This window comes from Nocardia sp. NPDC004718 (assembly GCF_053601535.1).
This window is the reverse complement of sequence record NZ_JBSGCA010000006.1, coordinates 61,389-77,697: the sequence shown is the minus strand read 5'-3', so window position 1 is coordinate 77,697 and position 16,309 is coordinate 61,389. Positions and strand designations below refer to the sequence as shown.

Below are 16,309 nucleotides of genomic sequence, written 5' to 3'. Positions count from 1 at the left end.
CCTCCGCCTTCGCTGCGGCCGTGCGCGGGTTGAAGACGGACTACGTCCGGCAGCACCCATTAGAGTGGTCAGAGTGCTCGCGGCCAGGAGCGGACGCGCGCGTGCGGGATATTCGAGCTGCGCATACGCAGGAGGGCTGTAGAGCAAATGGTGTTCGCGTTGGGGTTCGTGCTGTTCGCGCTGGGCATCACGGTGTCGATCGCGCTGCACGAATGTGGGCACATGTGGACCGCCCAGGCGACCGGCATGAAGGTGCGGCGGTACTTCATCGGATTCGGGCCGAAGATCTTCTCGTTCCGCCGCGGCGAGACCGAATACGGTCTCAAGGCGCTTCCGCTCGGCGGTTTCTGCGACATCGCGGGCATGACGGCGCTCGACGAACTGCGCCCGGAAGAACTCGACCGCGCCATGTATCGCCAGGCCACCTGGAAGCGGCTGGTGGTGATGTCCGGCGGCATCGCGATGAACTTCGTCCTCGGCTTCATCTTGATCGTGGTGCTCGCTGTCGGCTGGGGGCTGCCCAATCTGAAGGAACCCCCCGCCACCGCGCTGGGGGTCATGAGCTGCGTGCCGCAAGGGAAGCCGGACGGCTCGTCCGAGTCCTGCACCGGCACGGGCCCGGCGCAGCGCGCCGGATTGCAGCGCGGTGACATCGTCAAAGAGGTGAACGGCGTCAAGGTGGACACCTGGCGGCAGTTCCAGGCCGAGACCCAGAAGCAGACCGGCCCCTTCACCTATCTCATCGAGCGCGACGGCAGCACCCTCACCATTCCGGTGACCCCGGAGCGGGTCGTGCGCTACCCCGAGGGCGGTGGCGAGGGCCGCGTGGTCGGCGCCGTCGGCGTGGCGCCCGAGCGCTACGACCCCGTGCAATACGACCTGCTGGGCGCTGTCCCCGCCGCCGCCGGGTTCACCGGCGACATGTTCCTGCGCACGGTCGACTCGCTGACCGAGATGCCCGCGAAGGTCTCCGCGCTGTGGAACGCGGTCACCGGAGGCGAGCGTGATCCGGAGACACCGGTCAGCGTGTACGGCGCCAGCAAGATCGGCGGCGAGACCGCCGAACGCGGCCTGTGGAACGTTTTCATCCTGGTGCTGGCCAGCCTGAACTTCTTCCTCGGCATCTTCAACCTGCTGCCGTTGCTTCCCCTGGACGGGGGCCACATCGCGGTGGTGATCTACGAGAAGATCCGCAACACCATCCGCGGTTGGAAGGGACTCGCGCCGGGTGCGCCGGTGAATTACCTGAAGTTGCTGCCGGCGACCTATGTCGTGGTGGTGATCGGCGGTGCGTACATGCTGCTCACCCTGGCCGCCGACATCGTGAACCCGATCAAGCTGTTCTGACCGGCGCCGTCGATCAGGCGGTGTGACCGGCGACGTAGGGTGGCCGTCGCGCGCCACGGCTAGACTCGGCACCGAACCGGCCGGACACGACGAAAGTAGGCAGCCGAAGGTGACCAGCACAATCGGATTGGGGATGCCGACCGCCCCCGCGGCAGTGCTCGCTCCACGGCGTAAGACCCGCCAGCTGATGGTGGGCAATGTCGGGGTGGGCAGCGACCACCCGATCTCGGTGCAGTCCATGACCACGACCAAGACGCACGATGTGAACGCCACCCTGCAGCAGATCGCGGAGCTGACCGCGTCGGGGTGCGACATCGTGCGGGTGGCCTGCCCGCGTCAGGAGGACGCGGACGCGCTGGCCACGATCGCCTCGAAGTCCCAGATCCCGGTGATCGCCGACATCCACTTCCAGCCCCGCTACATCTTCGCCGCGATCGACGCCGGGTGCGCCGCGGTCCGGGTCAACCCGGGCAACATCAAGGAGTTCGACGGCCGGGTCAAGGAGGTCGCCAAGGCCGCGGGTGCGGCGGGCATCCCGATCCGCATCGGCGTGAACGCCGGTTCGCTGGACAAGCGGATGATGGAGAAGTACGGCAAGGCCACGCCGGAGGCGCTGGTGGAGTCGGCGCTGTGGGAAGCGAGCCTGTTCGAGGAGCACGGGTTCGGTGACATCAAGATCTCGGTCAAGCACAACGACCCGGTGATCATGGTGGAGGCCTACCGGCAGCTGGCCGCGCAGTGCGACTACCCGCTGCACCTCGGCGTCACCGAGGCGGGCCCCGCGTTCCAGGGCACGATCAAGTCGGCGGTCGCGTTCGGTGCGCTGCTGGCGGAGGGAATCGGCGACACGATCCGCGTCTCGCTGTCCGCGCCGCCCGCCGAGGAGGTCAAGGTCGGCGGGCAGATCCTGCAATCGCTGAACCTGCGCCCGCGCAAGCTCGAGATCGTGTCGTGCCCCTCGTGCGGGCGCGCGCAGGTCGACGTGTACACGCTGGCCAACGAGGTGACCGCGGGCCTGGAGGGCATGGCGGTGCCGCTGCGAGTGGCAGTCATGGGCTGCGTCGTGAACGGGCCCGGTGAGGCGCGCGAGGCCGACCTGGGTGTGGCCTCCGGCAACGGCAAGGGCCAGATCTTCGTCAAGGGCGAGGTCATCAAGACCGTTCCGGAGGCGCAGATCGTCGAGACGCTGATCGAAGAGGCGATGCGCATCGCCGAGGAGATGGGCGAAGACGCGGGCGCGGGCGAACCGGTCGTCACCGTCGGCTGAGGACGCGCCTACCAGCGCTTTCGGCTTAGTCATACCGCATAGCGCCGGTTCGTGGCAGGCTGTCATCGTGCGGAGGCTGCTGGAGCCGGCGCGACGGGCCAAATACGCCCCTGCGCGGCAGCTCGCTAATCGGGATCTTGCTCAGGTGCTACGTGTGCTGGATGCGGATCCGGTCGCCTCGTGCATGGTCGCGGCCCGCCTGCAAGAGTTCGGTTTGGACAACCGGTGCGGCCAAGGGGAGCTGTGGAGCAGGGGCGGTCCGTCGGAATCGTTGTGTTTCTCGGGTGCGAACCTGGTGCCGTTGCTGGGGGATCGGGACGCACTGCGCGCGTTCGCCGACCGCGCTATGCGCTGGCCCCGCGTCTGTTCCTCGGTGGTCGGGCGCAGGGAACTGGCGTTGCCGCTGTGGGAGATGTTGACCGGGCACTGGGGTCCGGAACGTGAGCTACGCGGGGAACAACCGCTGCTGGCACTGGCTCAGCCACCACTGGCCACGCCCGACGCGGAGGTACGCCGGGTGCGTCGCGACGAACTCGACCGCTACCTCTCGGCCGCGATCGCCATGTTCATCGAGGAGGTCGGCGTCGACCCGCGCGCGGGTGACGGCGGACGCGGCTATCGCCGCCGCATCCAGAGCTTGATCGAATCCGGCCGTGCCTGGGCTCGTTTCGAGGACGGGGAAGTGGTCTTCAAAGCGGAGGTCGGCTCGCTGTCCCGGCGCACGGGCCAGATCCAAGGCGTCTGGGTGCACCCGGATCATCGGGGGAAGGGGCATGGCACCGCGGGTACCGCGGCGGTCGCGAACGCCGTGGTCGCCTCGGGCCGCACTGCCAGCCTGTACGTGAACGACTACAACGCGATCGCTCGCCGCGCCTACAGCCGCGTCGGATTCCGGCAGATCGCGACTTTCGCCACCGTGCTCGTCGACTGAGCGTGGCCGACTCCGCGGCGAATTCCGGAGTGCCGCAGGCGTTTGCCCATCAGTGACTATTACCATCGGTGCCGATGTCCACTCGGATGCTTCTCTCGGTCGCCGTCGCGGCCCTCACGGTGGCGGCCGCCGGTTGTGCGAGCAAGCCGCAGGGGCCGGTCCCCGTCGCGGACGCGTTCGTCAAAGCGTTCGCCGAGCACCGGGTCAGCGCCGCCGCCGACCTCACGAACCTGCCGGAAAAGGCAGACGCCGCATTGCGTTCCGCGTGGAATCAGCTCCAGGCCGAACAGCTCACGGCGCGCACCGGCGCGGCGCGCGTAACCGGTGACACCGCGACCGTCGACTACACCTACGAGTGGCGGCTACCGAAGAACCGGACCTGGAAGTACTCGGGCCAGTTGCAGATGGGACGCAGCAACGGGCGCTGGATGGTGCGCTGGACCTCCTCCGACATCCATCCCAAACTCGGTGACACCCAGACCATGGCGTTGCGATCCGAGCCGCCGCCGCGGGCGCGGGTGAACGAGCAGTCCGGCAGCGACATCATGGTGCCCGGCAAGGTGTCCCGGGTCGCGTTCGTAGCGGCCGACGCCGCCGATCCGAAAAGTGTGGCCACCGCGCTCTCCGCCGCGCTGTACCGTTTCGACAAGTCGCTGACGCCGCAGTCGATTCTCGACGCGGCCGAGGCCGCGCACGGCGCCTACACGGTCGCGCTGCTCAACGACCTCGAATCCGCAGAGGTGACGACCGATCTGATCGGGTTGCCCGGCGTCACGTTGACCCAGCAGTGGGATCTGGTCGCCACCGATCGGGAGTTCGCGCCCGATCTGCTCACCCAGGTGCGTAAAACGGTGATCGCGGAAGTGGACGGCAAAGCGGGGTGGAGCGTGGTTACCCTGAACGCCAACGGCGCCGACACCGATGTCCTGATGGAAGTGCCTTCGCAGCCCGCGCCGTCGTTCTCGCTCAGCGTCGACCGCAACGTGCAGAATGCCGCACAGCGTGCCGTGCAAGCGCGTACCGAGCAGACCATGATGGTGGTGCTGCGCCCGTCCACCGGCGCGATCCTGGCGGTCGCGCAGAACAAAGCCGCCGATCGGGACGGCCCCCTCGCCACGATCGGCCAATATCCGCCCGGCTCGGTATTCAAGACGGTGACCGCCGCCGCGGCCATGTCGAACGGTCTCGCGACCCCGGACACGGTGCTGCCGTGCCCGAGCCGAATCGTGATCGGGGAGCGGACCATCCCCAACTACAACCTGTTCACTGTCGGCAATGTGCCGATGTCCACGGCCTACGAGCGGTCCTGCAACACCTCGTTCGCCAAACTCGCCAGTGATCTGCCCGGTCCCGCGTTGCACGAGGCCGCCGCGAAGCTCGGTGTGGGACCCACGTATACGGTGGTGGGGCTGCCGACGACCACCGGTTCGGTGCCCGCCTCGGACGACCTGATCCAGCGCACCGAGGACGGCATCGGTCAGGGCAAAGTGGTGGTCAGCCCGTTCGGCATGGCGCTGATGGCGGCGACCGTAGCGCACGGCTCGGCGCCCGTGCCGTACCTGATCGCGGGGCGGCCCACCCAGGTCGATGGCGACCGTCCGGCCCTCGCTCCCGACGTCATCGAGGGATTGCGCACGATGATGCGCAAGGTGGTCCTGGGTGGTACGGCCGAGCGGATCGCCGATCAGGGCGAGGTCTACGGCAAGACCGGCGAAGCCGAAGTGGACGGCGGGTCGCACTCCTGGTTCGTCGGCTTCCGTGGCGACATCGCTTTCGCGACGCTGCTGGTCAAAGGGGGCAGTTCCGACAACGCCGTCGCGGTGACACGGGACATGCTGGCGGCGCTGCCACCCGGATACTGACGCGTCGCCGCTCACACTGTCATTCACCGGAGGCCGGCCCGATCAGCAGATGCTCCAAGCTGACCGTGTGGTCGGAGTACTGGTCGACACCGATGACGGCGACGAAGTCGTGATCACCGGCACGCTGTTGCAGAGCGCCCCACGAGTGGGCCAGATACCAACCCGCTCCGGCGGTGCCCCGTGGACCCAAACCGCCGCAATGCATCCAGTAGCGGCCGGGATGCCGATCCGGGCTCGGGCGTACCCGGGCGACGACGCCGATGTTGCGGTCGTCGCCGGAGTCGTACCCGCTTCCGTCGGCCAGACGCAGATGCACGGAACGGAAACCGTCCTCGGCGACGCTGTCGCGCACGGTGAACAGCGGACGCTCGACGGTGTCCAGATACAACCGCAGGCAGTCGTTGCCGGTGAGCCCGAAGCTGATGCACGGGCGGTCGCGGCGCGCGACGAGATCGCGGTCGCTGCGGACGTCGACCGGGATGCTGGTGTGGCGTTGCAGGAAGGAAAGCACGTACAGCAATCCCCGCAGATCGTTCTCCGCCACCACCGACGGGAGGTCGACGTATCGGTTTCCGAACGCGCCGCCATGCTTCTGAAACACACGCTGCTGGCCGATGCCCGCCGCTCGAAGCGCTTGCGCCGCTGGCCGTGCCAACTCGAATGCCGAGTACACCAGCGTCGTTCCGGTGGTGATCATCTCGGCGCCCAGGAAAGCCTCGAGTGAGGCCTCGACGCCGGAAAATCCCGTTCCCTGCGAAGGGATGTCGATGGGTGCGGAGTTGGCCATCTGAAACAATCCCTCAACGGTCCAGCCCGGGAACATCCGCTCCAGCACTCGGCAGTGGTAGTCGCGCGGCAGCCCGATCATGCGCCCGGACAACCACTGGTAGTACTGCGCCTTCGCCGGCCCGTGCCCGGGCGGGATGGGCGGATCGAGCCGCGCCGCGCACCGGTCGTACGCGGCCAGAAAATCGTGATGACTCTTGAGATGCCGCTCCGCCAGCAGCATCTTGAGTACGGTCGCCAACGAAACCCCCTTAACCCCTGCAGCCTCCGTCCACGGTGGCGGAGACTCGTGTCGTAGTCGCTCGACCGCGACGAAGCTGGGCCGCCGGCAACAGCCTGCCGACGGCCCAGCCGCTTCAGCCGTCAGATGTAGGTGAACGCAAGACCATTACTGGTTCCTCCTGCAGTGGTGACGGTGAGTTGTACGGTGCCCGTCCCGGCGGGTGTGACCGCCGTGATCTGGACCGCGGAGTCGACGGTGAACGACGCCGCCGGTGTGGCGCCGAAGTCGACGGCGGTTGCTCCGGTCAAATTCGTTCCGGCGATGACGACCGTCGTCCCGCCCGCCGCCGACCCCACGTTCGGCAGCGCCGTGATCAATGTGGGAACCCCGAGGTAGGTGTAGGCGATTCCGTTGCTGGTACCTCCTGCGGTGGTGACGGTGACCTGTACGGTGCCGGTCCCCGCGGGTGCGACCGCGGTGATCTGCGTATCGGAGAGCACTGTGAACGAGGTGGCCGGTGTGCCGCCGAAGGTGACCGCGGTGGCGGTGGACAGCCCCGTCCCGGTCAGGACGACGATCGTCCCACCGGCTTCCAATCCCACATTCGGCAGCACCGTGGTGAGGGTGGGCAGCGGAATGTAGGTGTAGGCCACGCCATTGCTGGTTCCGCCCGCTGTGGTGACGGTGAGTTGCACCGTTCCGGTTCCGGCGGGTGCGACAGCGGTGATCTGGGTGGCGGAGTCGACGGTGAACGAGGTCGCCGGGGTGGCGCCGAAGTCGACCGCTGTGGCTCCGGTCAGCCCCGTCCCGGTGAGAACGACGATCGTACCGCCCGCTTCCACGCCCACATTCGGGACAGCTGCCGTCAGCGTGGGAACTGCGATGTAGGTGTATGGAAGGCCGTTGCTGGTTCCGCCGGATGTGGTGGCGGTGACCTGCACTGTACCGGCTCCGGCGGGTGCGACGGCGGTGATCTGCGTATTGGAGTCGACCGTGAACGAGGTCGCCGGTGTACCGCCGAAGTCGACACCGGTGGTACCGGTCAGCCCGGTTCCCGTGAGAACGACCGTCGTTCCGCCCGACACCGGACCCACGTTCGGCACTATCGCTGTGAGGGCGGGAACCGGAATGTAGGTGTAGGGCAGGCCGTTGCTGGTTCCGCCCGCTGTGGTGACGGTGACCGACACTGTTCCGGTTCCGGCGGGTGCGACGGCGGTGATCTGGGTGGCGGAGTTGACGGTGAACGAGGTCGCCGGTGTGCCGCCGAAGGCGACCGCGGTAGCTGTCGACAACCCGGTGCCGGTTATGACGACCGTCGTCCCACCAGCTGCCACACCCGCATTCGGGACCAACGCGGTGAGCGTGGGGACCGCGACGTAGGTGTAGGCGACGCCGTTGCTGGTTCCGCCCGCTGTGGTGACGGTGACCGACACGGTTCCGGTTCCGGCGGGTGCGACGGCGGTGATCTGGGTGGCGGAGTTGACCGTGAACGAGGTCGCCGGTGTGCCACCGAAGCTGACCGCTGTAGCTCCGGTCAGGTTGGTTCCCGTGAGAACGACGGTTGTTCCGCCGGACACCGGTCCGACATTCGGGACCACCGTGGTGAGGGTGGGCACCGCGACGTAGGTGTAGGCGACGCCGTTACTGGTCCCACCCGGTGTGGTGACGGTGACCGATACCGTTCCGGTTCCGGCGGGTGCGACGGCGGTGATCTGGGTGGCGGAGTTGACCGTGAACGAAGTCGCCGGGGTGCCACCGAAGCTGACCGCTGTCGCTCCGGTCAATCCGGTTCCCGTGAGAACGACCGTCGTTCCGCCCGACACCGGACCCACGTTCGGCACTACAGCTGTGAGGGTGGGAACGGCGATGTAGGTGTAGGCGACGCCGTTGCTGGTCCCGCCCGCTGTGGTGACGGTGACCGATACCGTTCCGGTTCCGGCGGGTGCGACGGCGGTGATCTGGGTGGCGGAGTTGACGGTGAACGAAGTCGCCGGTGTGCCACCGAAGCTGACCGCTGTAGCTCCGGTCAGGTTGGTTCCGGTGAGAATCACCGTTGTTCCGCCCGCGGCCGGTCCGGTGTTCGGGACCACCGTGGTGAGGGTGGGCACCGCGACGTAGGTGTAGGCGACACCGTTACTGGTCCCACCCGGTGTGGTGACCCTGACCGATACGGTTCCCGTTCCGGCGGGGGCGACGGCGGTGATCTGGGTGGCGGAGTTGACGGTGAACGAAGTCGCCGGTGTGCCACCGAAGGTGACCGCTGTAGCTCCGGTCAGATTGGTTCCGGTGAGAACCACCGTCGTCCCGCCGGTCACCGGCCCGGTGCTGGGGGCGATGCTCGTCAGCGTGGGCACCGCGGCGTAGGTGTAGGCGACGCCGTTGCTGGTTCCACCCGATCCGGTGACGGTGACTTGCACGGTGCCGGTCCCGGCGGGCGCGACGGCCGTGATCTGAGTCGGGGAGTTGATTGTGAAAAGCGTCGCGGTGCTGCCGAATCGCACCGTCAGCGGGCCGGTGAACCCGGTACCGGTGATGATGACGCTGTTACCGCCCGCGGTGGGACCGGAAGTCGGCGAGATGGACGTGATCGTGGGGACCACGACATAGGTATAGGGGACCGCGCCGCTGGTGCCGCCGGGACCGGTCACGGTGACCGGAACGATCCCCGTCCCGGCCGGAGTGACGGCCGTGATCTGCGTGTCGGAGACGACCGTGAACGAAGTCGCCGGTGTACTGCCGAACGTGACCGCGGTCGCGCCCGTGAAGCCGGATCCATTCAGCGTGACCGTGGTTCCGCCGGCTGTGGACCCTTGATTCGGAGTAATGCTGTTCAACGCGGGAACGGCGACATAGGTGTAGGGGAGCCCGTTGCTGGTCCCGCCCGAGTTGGTGACGGTGACCTGCACGGTGCCGACCGAACCGGCGGGGGCGACCGCAGTGATCTGGGTGGCGGAATCGAGCGTGAACGTGGTTGCGGTACTGCCGAATCGTACGGTGGTGGGACCGCCGAATCCGGTGCCCGTGATCGTGACGCTCGTACCACCCGTGGTCGGTCCCGATGTCGGGGACAGAGAGGTGATGGTAGGCATGACGCTGCCTCCTTGTTGCCGTGGTGATTGTTCCTCTGTCACCGGGGGCGCCGACAATTCCATGGCCCGGCTGGTTTCCATCTCACTCCGAGACATCGGGGCTGGCAACATGTCTGGAATCCGTTTTGGTCCGTTTTCGGATAGGTGGCGGCGTGTCTGTTTGCGAAGTCAACTACTTGGCACGCGTTGCGGCAGCGAAGTTTTCGGCGGCGTCGCGACGCCGCCGATTATTTGCCGACGCGAAGCGGACGACCGGAGCACGGAGAGCCGCGAACATTCGGCGACCACTGGAAATGGCCCCGCGGTGTCCCGCTCGTCGAGCTCCTGTCCGCGTCACAGGAACAGTTCGGGCGGATCGTCGAATTCGATGCCCGCCTGCCGCACCCGGGCCACCATCTTCCGATCCCACTCCCGGTGTGCCCGCAGCGCCATGCGGAACTCGCCCATCTGCTCGGACATCTGCTGTGTCTGCGAAATGGCGAGATCGCTGAGGACTTTCGCCGCATCGGCCTTCGTCTTGGTCATGTTGGCGTCGACGTCGCCGCGCTTGAACCACGCCGTCACCGCCGCCGACAGCGCCGATGAGCTGGCGATGAGCACCAGCGCGGCGAAGAGCGGCGACTGCTGTACCAGGTTCATGACGCCTCCCTCACCTTCACCGCGTGCAACGTCCGCACGTCTTGCAGCACCTGGCGGCGCTTCCACAGGAACGCGACGCCCAGTGCGATCGGCAGCGGACCGCCGAGAAACGTGGCCGCGCCGAGGCTTCGGTTCTCGAGCTGCAACAGCAGCAGCTGCGCACCGAAGGCCACCAGGGACCAGCCCAGCGCCCCGAGACCGACCTGCTCGATCAGATACCCCCAGACGTGCCGGGCGAACAGACCGACCAGCGTCGTGGCGCAGCCGATCAGCATGAGAACCAGCCACAGCGTCCGGAGCCCCGACGGCATGGCCGCGGTCGCCGAGTCAGGTGGCGGCCCGTAGACGCACTGCAAGAGCATCGAGGCGCCGAAGACAGCGCACAGCACCACCTCGAAGGGGTCGTGGCGGGTCTTCGCCTTGGTCGCTTTCATGCTGGTTCACCGCTGTCCGGTGGTGCCGGGCTGACCCGGTGGCGTGCCGACTCGACAGCGGGCAGTCCCAGCGCCGCCGCGATGATGGCGAGGACGAATCCGGAGAGGTCGGACGAGACAACGCCCTTGGTGACTCCGTACCCGATCAGCGCGACCAGCAGTGGGTACAACAACGCGCGGACGGGCTCACTGTGCAGGAACGTGATTACTTTGTTCATCGGTTCTTTCCTTTCTTTCTTGCTGCGGCATCGACGGTGCCGCCGGCCGGTCTCGAAGCCCGATGACTGGAGAACTGTGCGCAGCACCCAGGTGTCGGGGTCCGTTGGGACACGGTCGCGAGTTCGGACCGTGTCGGTGTCGTGGAATCCCGCCCCGAGCGGGATCTAGTTGAACCCGTGTGCGGTGGAGGACGGTTCGTGGTGCGACGCTTTCGCCCGCACCACACCGGTGCCGTCCGCTCGAATCCCGGTCGCCACCGTGGCGCGAGAAGCCAGCGCGTGCCGTCGCGAGGACGGGGAGAGGAATGTAGGCATGGCGCTGCCTCTCTGTTTGCTGGTTCCTCCAAAGCGGGGTGCCCGAAGCTGGTATTGGATCGGTTAACTCCGTTATGCCCCAGGAACAGCGCGTCGGCAACGTGTAGGATGATCCGTTTTTGTCCGTTTTCCAGATTGTTGCCACGTGTTGACCAGCGCCGGGTACCGCGCCGGGAGCGCATCGTCGGGCCTTGCCCCGGAGTTGTTCTCGCCGACATGACAGGCCGGGATTGTCGCCTTTGCTGCCGACCGTGCTTTCTGCGGACGGAATCCCTTCGCGCACAGCCACTATCGACGCCGGGCCGTTCCACGGCGCGTGGACTTCCGGGCACGTGGCCGCTGTCGATCGCCGGAGTGAAGGAAGGATCCTGCTGTTGCCGCGGGACGGTCTGCTCGAGAGGGACTGCGCAGTGAGTCAGGCGCTCAACGCGATCGGGCCGCCGCCGGATTCCCGGCGACGGCCCGTTGGCTGTCTCGATCAGACGTAGGTGTAGGTGACGCCGTTGCTGGTGCCACCCGAGCCGGTGACGGTGACCTGCACGGATCCGGTCGCACCTCCGGGAGCGACGGCGGTGATCTGCAACGCGGAGTCCACGGTGAAGGTCGTGGCGGTGCTGCCGAACCGGACGGTCAGCGGGCCGGTGAATCCGGTGCCGGAGATCGTGACGTTGTTACCGCCCGATGCGGGACCCGAAGCAGGGGAGACCGCCGTGATGGTGGGCACCACGACATAGATGAAGGTGACCCCGTTGCTGGTGCCGCCCGGAGCGGTGACGGTGACCGACACGATGCCCGTGCCCGCCGGGGCGACGGCCGTGATCTGCGTATCCGAGTCGACGGTGAACGAAGTCGCCGGTGTGGTGCCGAAAGTGACGGCGGTGGCACCGGTCAGTCCCGACCCGGTGAGCGTGACCGACGTCCCGCCGGCGGTTGACCCCTGGCCAGGGGCGATGGAGGTCAAAGCCGGGACGGCGAGATAGGTGTAGGTGGCACCGTTGCTGGTTCCGCCCGAATCGCTGACCGTCACCTGTACCGAACCGGCCGCCCCCGCGGGAGCGACGGCCGTGATCTGGATGGCGGAGTCGATGGTGAAAGTCGTTGCGGTGGAGCCGAAACGCACGGTCAGCGGACCGGTGAATCCGGTGCCCGCGATCGTGACGCTGGTGCCTCCCGTGGTGGGGCCCGAGGTGGGGGTGATCGAAGTGATTGTGGGCACGGCGATGCCTCCTGGTTTCGTGGAGATTGTTTTCCTCTACACCGGGGGGAGGGCGCCCCGACTCACTCAGTGGCCCGGCTCTTTCCATTAGCGCCCACCGCCGCTACCTCGGCAATAAGTCAGCCACTCCGTTTTTGTCCGTTTTGAATCCGGCGTGGGTTGGACGTCGCTCAGCGGAGTCCTAGTGGACACAGCGACTGTTCCGAAGCGCCGCGGGCGCAACCTCTCTCCGAAAGCACCTGTTTCGAGCCCGCTATCGTGGACCTAAACCGTGCTGTCGAGCGCGTTGCGTCGGAGGGGGATACGTTGACCGAGCGGAGCGGTGCCGGAATCGTTATATGGGGCAGCCGAGCCGGACTCGGCGGGGCTCCCACGCGGGCTTGTCCTACCCGTCGATCCGCGCAGGCAGGAATCGGAGCATGAACGGTCGGCCTCCACTGCTCCCGGCCGGTCCCGGGCGGGTCCTCGACGTCAAGGCCATCCTGGACGGAACCGTAGACATGAGCACCTACCGGCGCAAATACCTGGTCATCTGCGCACAGCCCCGACGCAATCTGGCATGGGACGTGGGCCTGACCAAGCCCGACCACAACGGAACCCTGTCGACTCTGACCGCCTGCATCGAATGGCTGGACGTCTACTTCGGCTGGGAACTGGTGAGCGTCTTCACCCGCCAGGTCGACAAGTGCTACATCCACCACGCGATGCTGCGGCGTCGAGCCCCGCATCAGCAGGTTTGAACCTCACTTCGCCGATCCGGCTGCGCTGTTCGGCGACCATGGTCGGCCGAAGAAACGCACAGCCGTCCGGCCATACACCCTCCGGTTTGGGACGGTCCGTTTGGCGGCGATCCAGCGTCCGGTCGGCTTCATCGCGGCAAGGACAAGAGCGATCAGCACGGGCGTCGCAAGGATGAGCAAGGCCGGTTTCCCCGTGTGGTCGACCATGGCGACGACGTAGATCACCCCGAGCACGGAATCGATGATCACCAGTACCCTGCCGACTGTGGTGCGAAAGATCAGCAGGACCGCTCCGAGTACATAGAGGATGGCCGCGCCCCCGACCAACTCGAGGGTCAGGGCCATTTCGCCCGACCAGTACTTCCGGTTGTCGTATGCGAATGCGGCCCCAGAGAAGGTTCCGACGGCGCACATCAGCCCTATGCCCAGTGTTATCGCAGCCGCGAAGATCGCGGTGGCACCGCTGGGCGGGGGTGGTTCAGGACGGCCGAACCCCCGCGGCGGCAGCTCGCGGCTGACGCCGCCATACGGATACCCCATTGGAATCCCCTCCCTCTTCCGTCGGAACTTGCCTCACCACCGACAGCTTCGGCCGCGCCTCCCGGCCCCGTGGAGCCCGCAGTCCACCGCTGCGGGCTGCGATGTTGTCCACCAACCGGTCATCAACCGACGGAATCCAATCAAACCTCATGGCACGTCGTAGATCTCCCACATCGCGAGTTCGGCCTCCGGAGAAGGAGTGCCATCCCATCGATGCGCTTGGAAGTCGTGGTCCGCCAGATATGACCGGTACTTTATCTTCGCGGCGCCAGTGTCGGCGATGTACAAGGTGCCTGTACGCGCCCCCAGTTCGCTCTTCTTCAAAGCGTGGGCCACGGTGGTCGCTACCGCCCGAAGACCATCAGGATTCGTAGACGCCGGTACGCAGAGATGGACGAAGACGATATCCCTGCCCCGCTCGTCCGCGGCGATGCCGAAGTTCACATCGAACAGGTTGACCTCGGGTGGAAGCCGAAGCTCGGCGGCGAATTTCGCTAGATCGGGTTCTTCGATCTTCTGCGTCGGAAAGCAACTGGCTATCTTCGCGGTGGTCGTCGACGATGACACCGTGCTCGTCGTCATCGAGCTGATGTCCGTGTCGGGCGTCGATCCGCAGCCGACGCCCGTGCATGCTACGGCTATCGCTGCAAGGGCTGAAGCGTACCGCGCAAATCGCCGGGTGGTGCGACGTAGCGAGATCATTTGACTGCCAGCTCCCATAGCTTTGGGTCGTCGAAAGTGGTGGAAACGGAGCTCGGCCACGTGTTGTTCGGCAGCCCGCGCGGGTTGTTCCGGAGATTCTTGAGTTCGTTCGCCGCGATCCCCTGCTCTTGCAGATTACCCACGGCAGCGGTGAAGATATCGGCCATCGCGGTGAAGGCTTGTCCGGCCAGTTGTCCTACAACGCCAGCGGCCTCCAGTGCTCCGACTACCTCGGCGATGTCGACGATCAACTCAACTATTTTGGCGTAAAATCCGACAATGGCTTTGACGATCTCAGTGTAGAGCGCATGTCCGCTTCTGGCTAAGGAGATCAGCTGATCGTGCACTTTGTCGCACAGTTCTGCTGTGGTGGTCATCGCCTGTTGCTGGCTCGTACGGGACGCGCTGTACCGATCCTTTGCGGCTCCGGTCCAATGCCCGTCCAGGCTGACGGTAGAGTTCGATTGGGCGTTTTCCGCACCTCGAACCGTACCACCTACAGCTTGCCAGTCGGCCGCGTACTGAATGAACAGATACGGTGCGGCAATTCCCTCGCCGATCTCGACGAATTTATCCATCACCTTCTTGAGTTCTACCTGTGCGTCGTCCCGCTTTGAAGTCACCAGCGCATAGAGTGGCGGCGCCTTCCATTTCAGGCCATCCACCGCGTCGTTCAATTTGTCCGGCAAATTGTTCCAATCGTTCCGCGCTTTCTTGAAGTCGCCGATTGATTTGTCCAGGTCTTCCTTCTTGAGCGTTTCGGTCATATGCTGAAGTCCACATCCAATTTTTTGAGATCGCCTTCACTCGCTTCGTCCTGGCTTCTGTAAGTGGCCGCCGCTCTATGTAGTGCGACACCCATTTCGGTGGCCTCGGCGCCCCCTTCACGAAGGCGATTCTGGATATACGCGGCGGTCTGGGTGTACTGATCCCAGGGGACTTGGAAGATGCCGAACTGAATCCTCGAAAATTTCAGTGGCTCTATTTGGTCTGCAGCATTGTAGAGTGCCTGATCCACGGTGTCGGTCCAGGCTTTCGATGCTCGATCGAGTAGATCCAGTTCTACGGATAGATTGTCTGCCATCAGATCTCGTTCTCGGTGAGTTGTCGAATGTGCTGGGCAAGGCGCTTGGAAATATCCGCCTCAGATTCTTGATCGAGGTGAGGATCTCTGACGAAAACCGGCTTCATCGCGCGGATCTGATCGGCGCATGCCACGATATCGTGGGCGATCGTGAAGGGTTCGGCAGACTGCGCCCATCGCGGATCGAGTCGGATAGCGATAATCCTTCTTTCATTCGCAGTCACGGTGAGAGCGGGCTTATCGGATTCGGTCAATCCGGAGCCGTGCGCTTCGTACGTGACGGGACCTATCAGACGTGCGAAGGTCTCTTGGTATTCATGAGTATCTCGCGTTCGCAGAAGTGCAGGGGCGATATCGTGCAGGGATGGCATCCCCGATTTCGGGATCGAGCCGGACTCGGCATAACGAATTTGCCGTTCATAGAGGGCGTATTTGTATGCGGTCATTATGCTCTCCGCGTAGCGCGACGGCTCCCAGTTGTCCTTCCAGTTGCGACTGAGTTTCACTTCCGTGGGCAGGCAGTCTTCAGCTATTTTCACTGATACCAGCGCGGACTTCTGCGGCAGAGTGAACGTGTCGTGCTCGATACCGGCCGTGTTGCCACCCCGATCTACGGCTGCCGATTCATCCTGCCGCCGACTGTCGTCGTCGGGCTCGTCATCCCAATAATTCGGGTCATCCCACGGAGGCGGGGTGTGTGCCGTCACTTGTCCGCTTTCGAAACCGACAGTGCCTGATACTCGGAAAGTCGCCGTCCAGCGAACTCTACCGGTGCGATATTCATGCTCGCCAAAACTCCCCTCTCGGTAGCCTGTCTACATATTCATACAGGCCGATGAACTCCCCATTGGGTTCCCGACACTACCGGGCGTGCCGGGCCGTCGGCAAGCGGCTGCGCAACGAGTTGTCCACGTAT

16 protein-coding genes are annotated in these 16,309 nt (G+C 65.5%); 5 read left to right on the top strand and 11 right to left on the bottom strand.

Annotated features, from left to right (window positions below; translation table 11 throughout):
• Positions 1–147: 147 nt before the first annotated feature.
• The 4 genes from ACWEH3_RS06770 (at position 148) to ACWEH3_RS06755 (ending at position 5,407) form a co-directional block, all read left to right on the top strand.
• Positions 148–1,347, top strand: a complete 1,200-nt coding sequence (locus ACWEH3_RS06770; RefSeq protein ID WP_450019266.1) for a M50 family metallopeptidase — start codon at positions 148–150, stop codon at positions 1,345–1,347.
• A gap of 109 nt (positions 1,348–1,456) precedes the next feature.
• A complete protein-coding gene (gene ispG, locus ACWEH3_RS06765; RefSeq protein WP_379251452.1) occupies positions 1,457–2,614 on the top strand; it encodes a flavodoxin-dependent (E)-4-hydroxy-3-methylbut-2-enyl-diphosphate synthase in 1,158 nt (385 codons plus the stop codon).
• A 67-nt stretch (positions 2,615–2,681) separates the two neighbouring features.
• On the top strand, positions 2,682–3,545 hold the full coding sequence (locus ACWEH3_RS06760) for a GNAT family N-acetyltransferase (protein ID WP_450019264.1): 864 nt from the start codon (positions 2,682–2,684) through the stop codon (positions 3,543–3,545).
• A 74-nt stretch (positions 3,546–3,619) separates the two neighbouring features.
• On the top strand, positions 3,620–5,407 hold the full coding sequence (locus ACWEH3_RS06755; protein WP_450019262.1) for a penicillin-binding transpeptidase domain-containing protein: 1,788 nt from the start codon (positions 3,620–3,622) through the stop codon (positions 5,405–5,407).
• Between the two features lie 19 nt (positions 5,408–5,426).
• On the opposite strand, the gene ACWEH3_RS06750 is transcribed toward ACWEH3_RS06755, so the two are convergent.
• From ACWEH3_RS06750 to ACWEH3_RS06725, 6 genes are all read right to left on the bottom strand, one after another.
• Positions 5,427–6,434: a hypothetical protein gene (locus tag ACWEH3_RS06750; protein WP_450019260.1), complete on the bottom strand. Its 1,008-nt coding sequence runs from the start codon at positions 6,432–6,434 to the stop codon at positions 5,427–5,429.
• A gap of 122 nt (positions 6,435–6,556) precedes the next feature.
• Positions 6,557–9,505, bottom strand: a complete 2,949-nt coding sequence (locus ACWEH3_RS06745) for an IPT/TIG domain-containing protein (RefSeq protein WP_450019258.1) — start codon at positions 9,503–9,505, stop codon at positions 6,557–6,559.
• Between the two features lie 333 nt (positions 9,506–9,838).
• Complete coding sequence (locus ACWEH3_RS06740; RefSeq protein ID WP_450019256.1) at positions 9,839–10,144, bottom strand: hypothetical protein; 306 nt, start codon at positions 10,142–10,144, stop codon at positions 9,839–9,841.
• Positions 10,141–10,578 (bottom strand): hypothetical protein, encoded by a 438-nt coding sequence (locus ACWEH3_RS06735; protein ID WP_450019254.1) that lies wholly within the window; start codon positions 10,576–10,578, stop codon positions 10,141–10,143. Before ACWEH3_RS06735 ends, ACWEH3_RS06740 begins: the two co-directional genes overlap by 4 nt.
• Positions 10,575–10,796, bottom strand: a complete 222-nt coding sequence (locus ACWEH3_RS06730; protein ID WP_450019252.1) for a hypothetical protein — start codon at positions 10,794–10,796, stop codon at positions 10,575–10,577. The genes ACWEH3_RS06735 and ACWEH3_RS06730 overlap by 4 nt, the downstream gene beginning before the upstream one ends.
• Before the next feature lie 793 nt (positions 10,797–11,589).
• Positions 11,590–12,327: an IPT/TIG domain-containing protein gene (locus tag ACWEH3_RS06725; RefSeq protein ID WP_450019250.1), complete on the bottom strand. Its 738-nt coding sequence runs from the start codon at positions 12,325–12,327 to the stop codon at positions 11,590–11,592.
• A 419-nt stretch (positions 12,328–12,746) separates the two neighbouring features.
• Between ACWEH3_RS06725 and ACWEH3_RS06720 the strand changes: the two genes are divergently transcribed.
• Positions 12,747–13,067 carry a hypothetical protein gene (locus ACWEH3_RS06720; protein ID WP_450019248.1) on the top strand — a complete coding sequence of 107 codons (321 nt, stop codon included), beginning with the start codon at positions 12,747–12,749 and terminating at the stop codon, positions 13,065–13,067.
• Positions 13,068–13,070: 3 nt separating this feature from the next.
• On the opposite strand, the gene ACWEH3_RS06715 is transcribed toward ACWEH3_RS06720, so the two are convergent.
• The 5 genes from ACWEH3_RS06715 to ACWEH3_RS06695 form a co-directional block, all read right to left on the bottom strand.
• On the bottom strand, positions 13,071–13,412 hold the full coding sequence (locus ACWEH3_RS06715) for a hypothetical protein (protein ID WP_452358280.1): 342 nt from the start codon (positions 13,410–13,412) through the stop codon (positions 13,071–13,073).
• 342 nt (positions 13,413–13,754) lie between these two features.
• Positions 13,755–14,189: a hypothetical protein gene (locus ACWEH3_RS06710; protein WP_450019244.1), complete on the bottom strand. Its 435-nt coding sequence runs from the start codon at positions 14,187–14,189 to the stop codon at positions 13,755–13,757.
• A gap of 116 nt (positions 14,190–14,305) precedes the next feature.
• A complete protein-coding gene (locus ACWEH3_RS06705) occupies positions 14,306–15,076 on the bottom strand; it encodes a hypothetical protein (RefSeq protein WP_379251443.1) in 771 nt (256 codons plus the stop codon).
• Complete coding sequence (locus ACWEH3_RS06700; RefSeq protein WP_379251442.1) at positions 15,073–15,393, bottom strand: hypothetical protein; 321 nt, start codon at positions 15,391–15,393, stop codon at positions 15,073–15,075. The genes ACWEH3_RS06705 and ACWEH3_RS06700 overlap by 4 nt, the downstream gene beginning before the upstream one ends.
• On the bottom strand, positions 15,393–16,100 hold the full coding sequence (locus ACWEH3_RS06695; protein ID WP_397076590.1) for a hypothetical protein: 708 nt from the start codon (positions 16,098–16,100) through the stop codon (positions 15,393–15,395). The genes ACWEH3_RS06700 and ACWEH3_RS06695 overlap by 1 nt, the downstream gene beginning before the upstream one ends.
• Between the last annotated feature and the right edge of the window lie 209 nt (positions 16,101–16,309).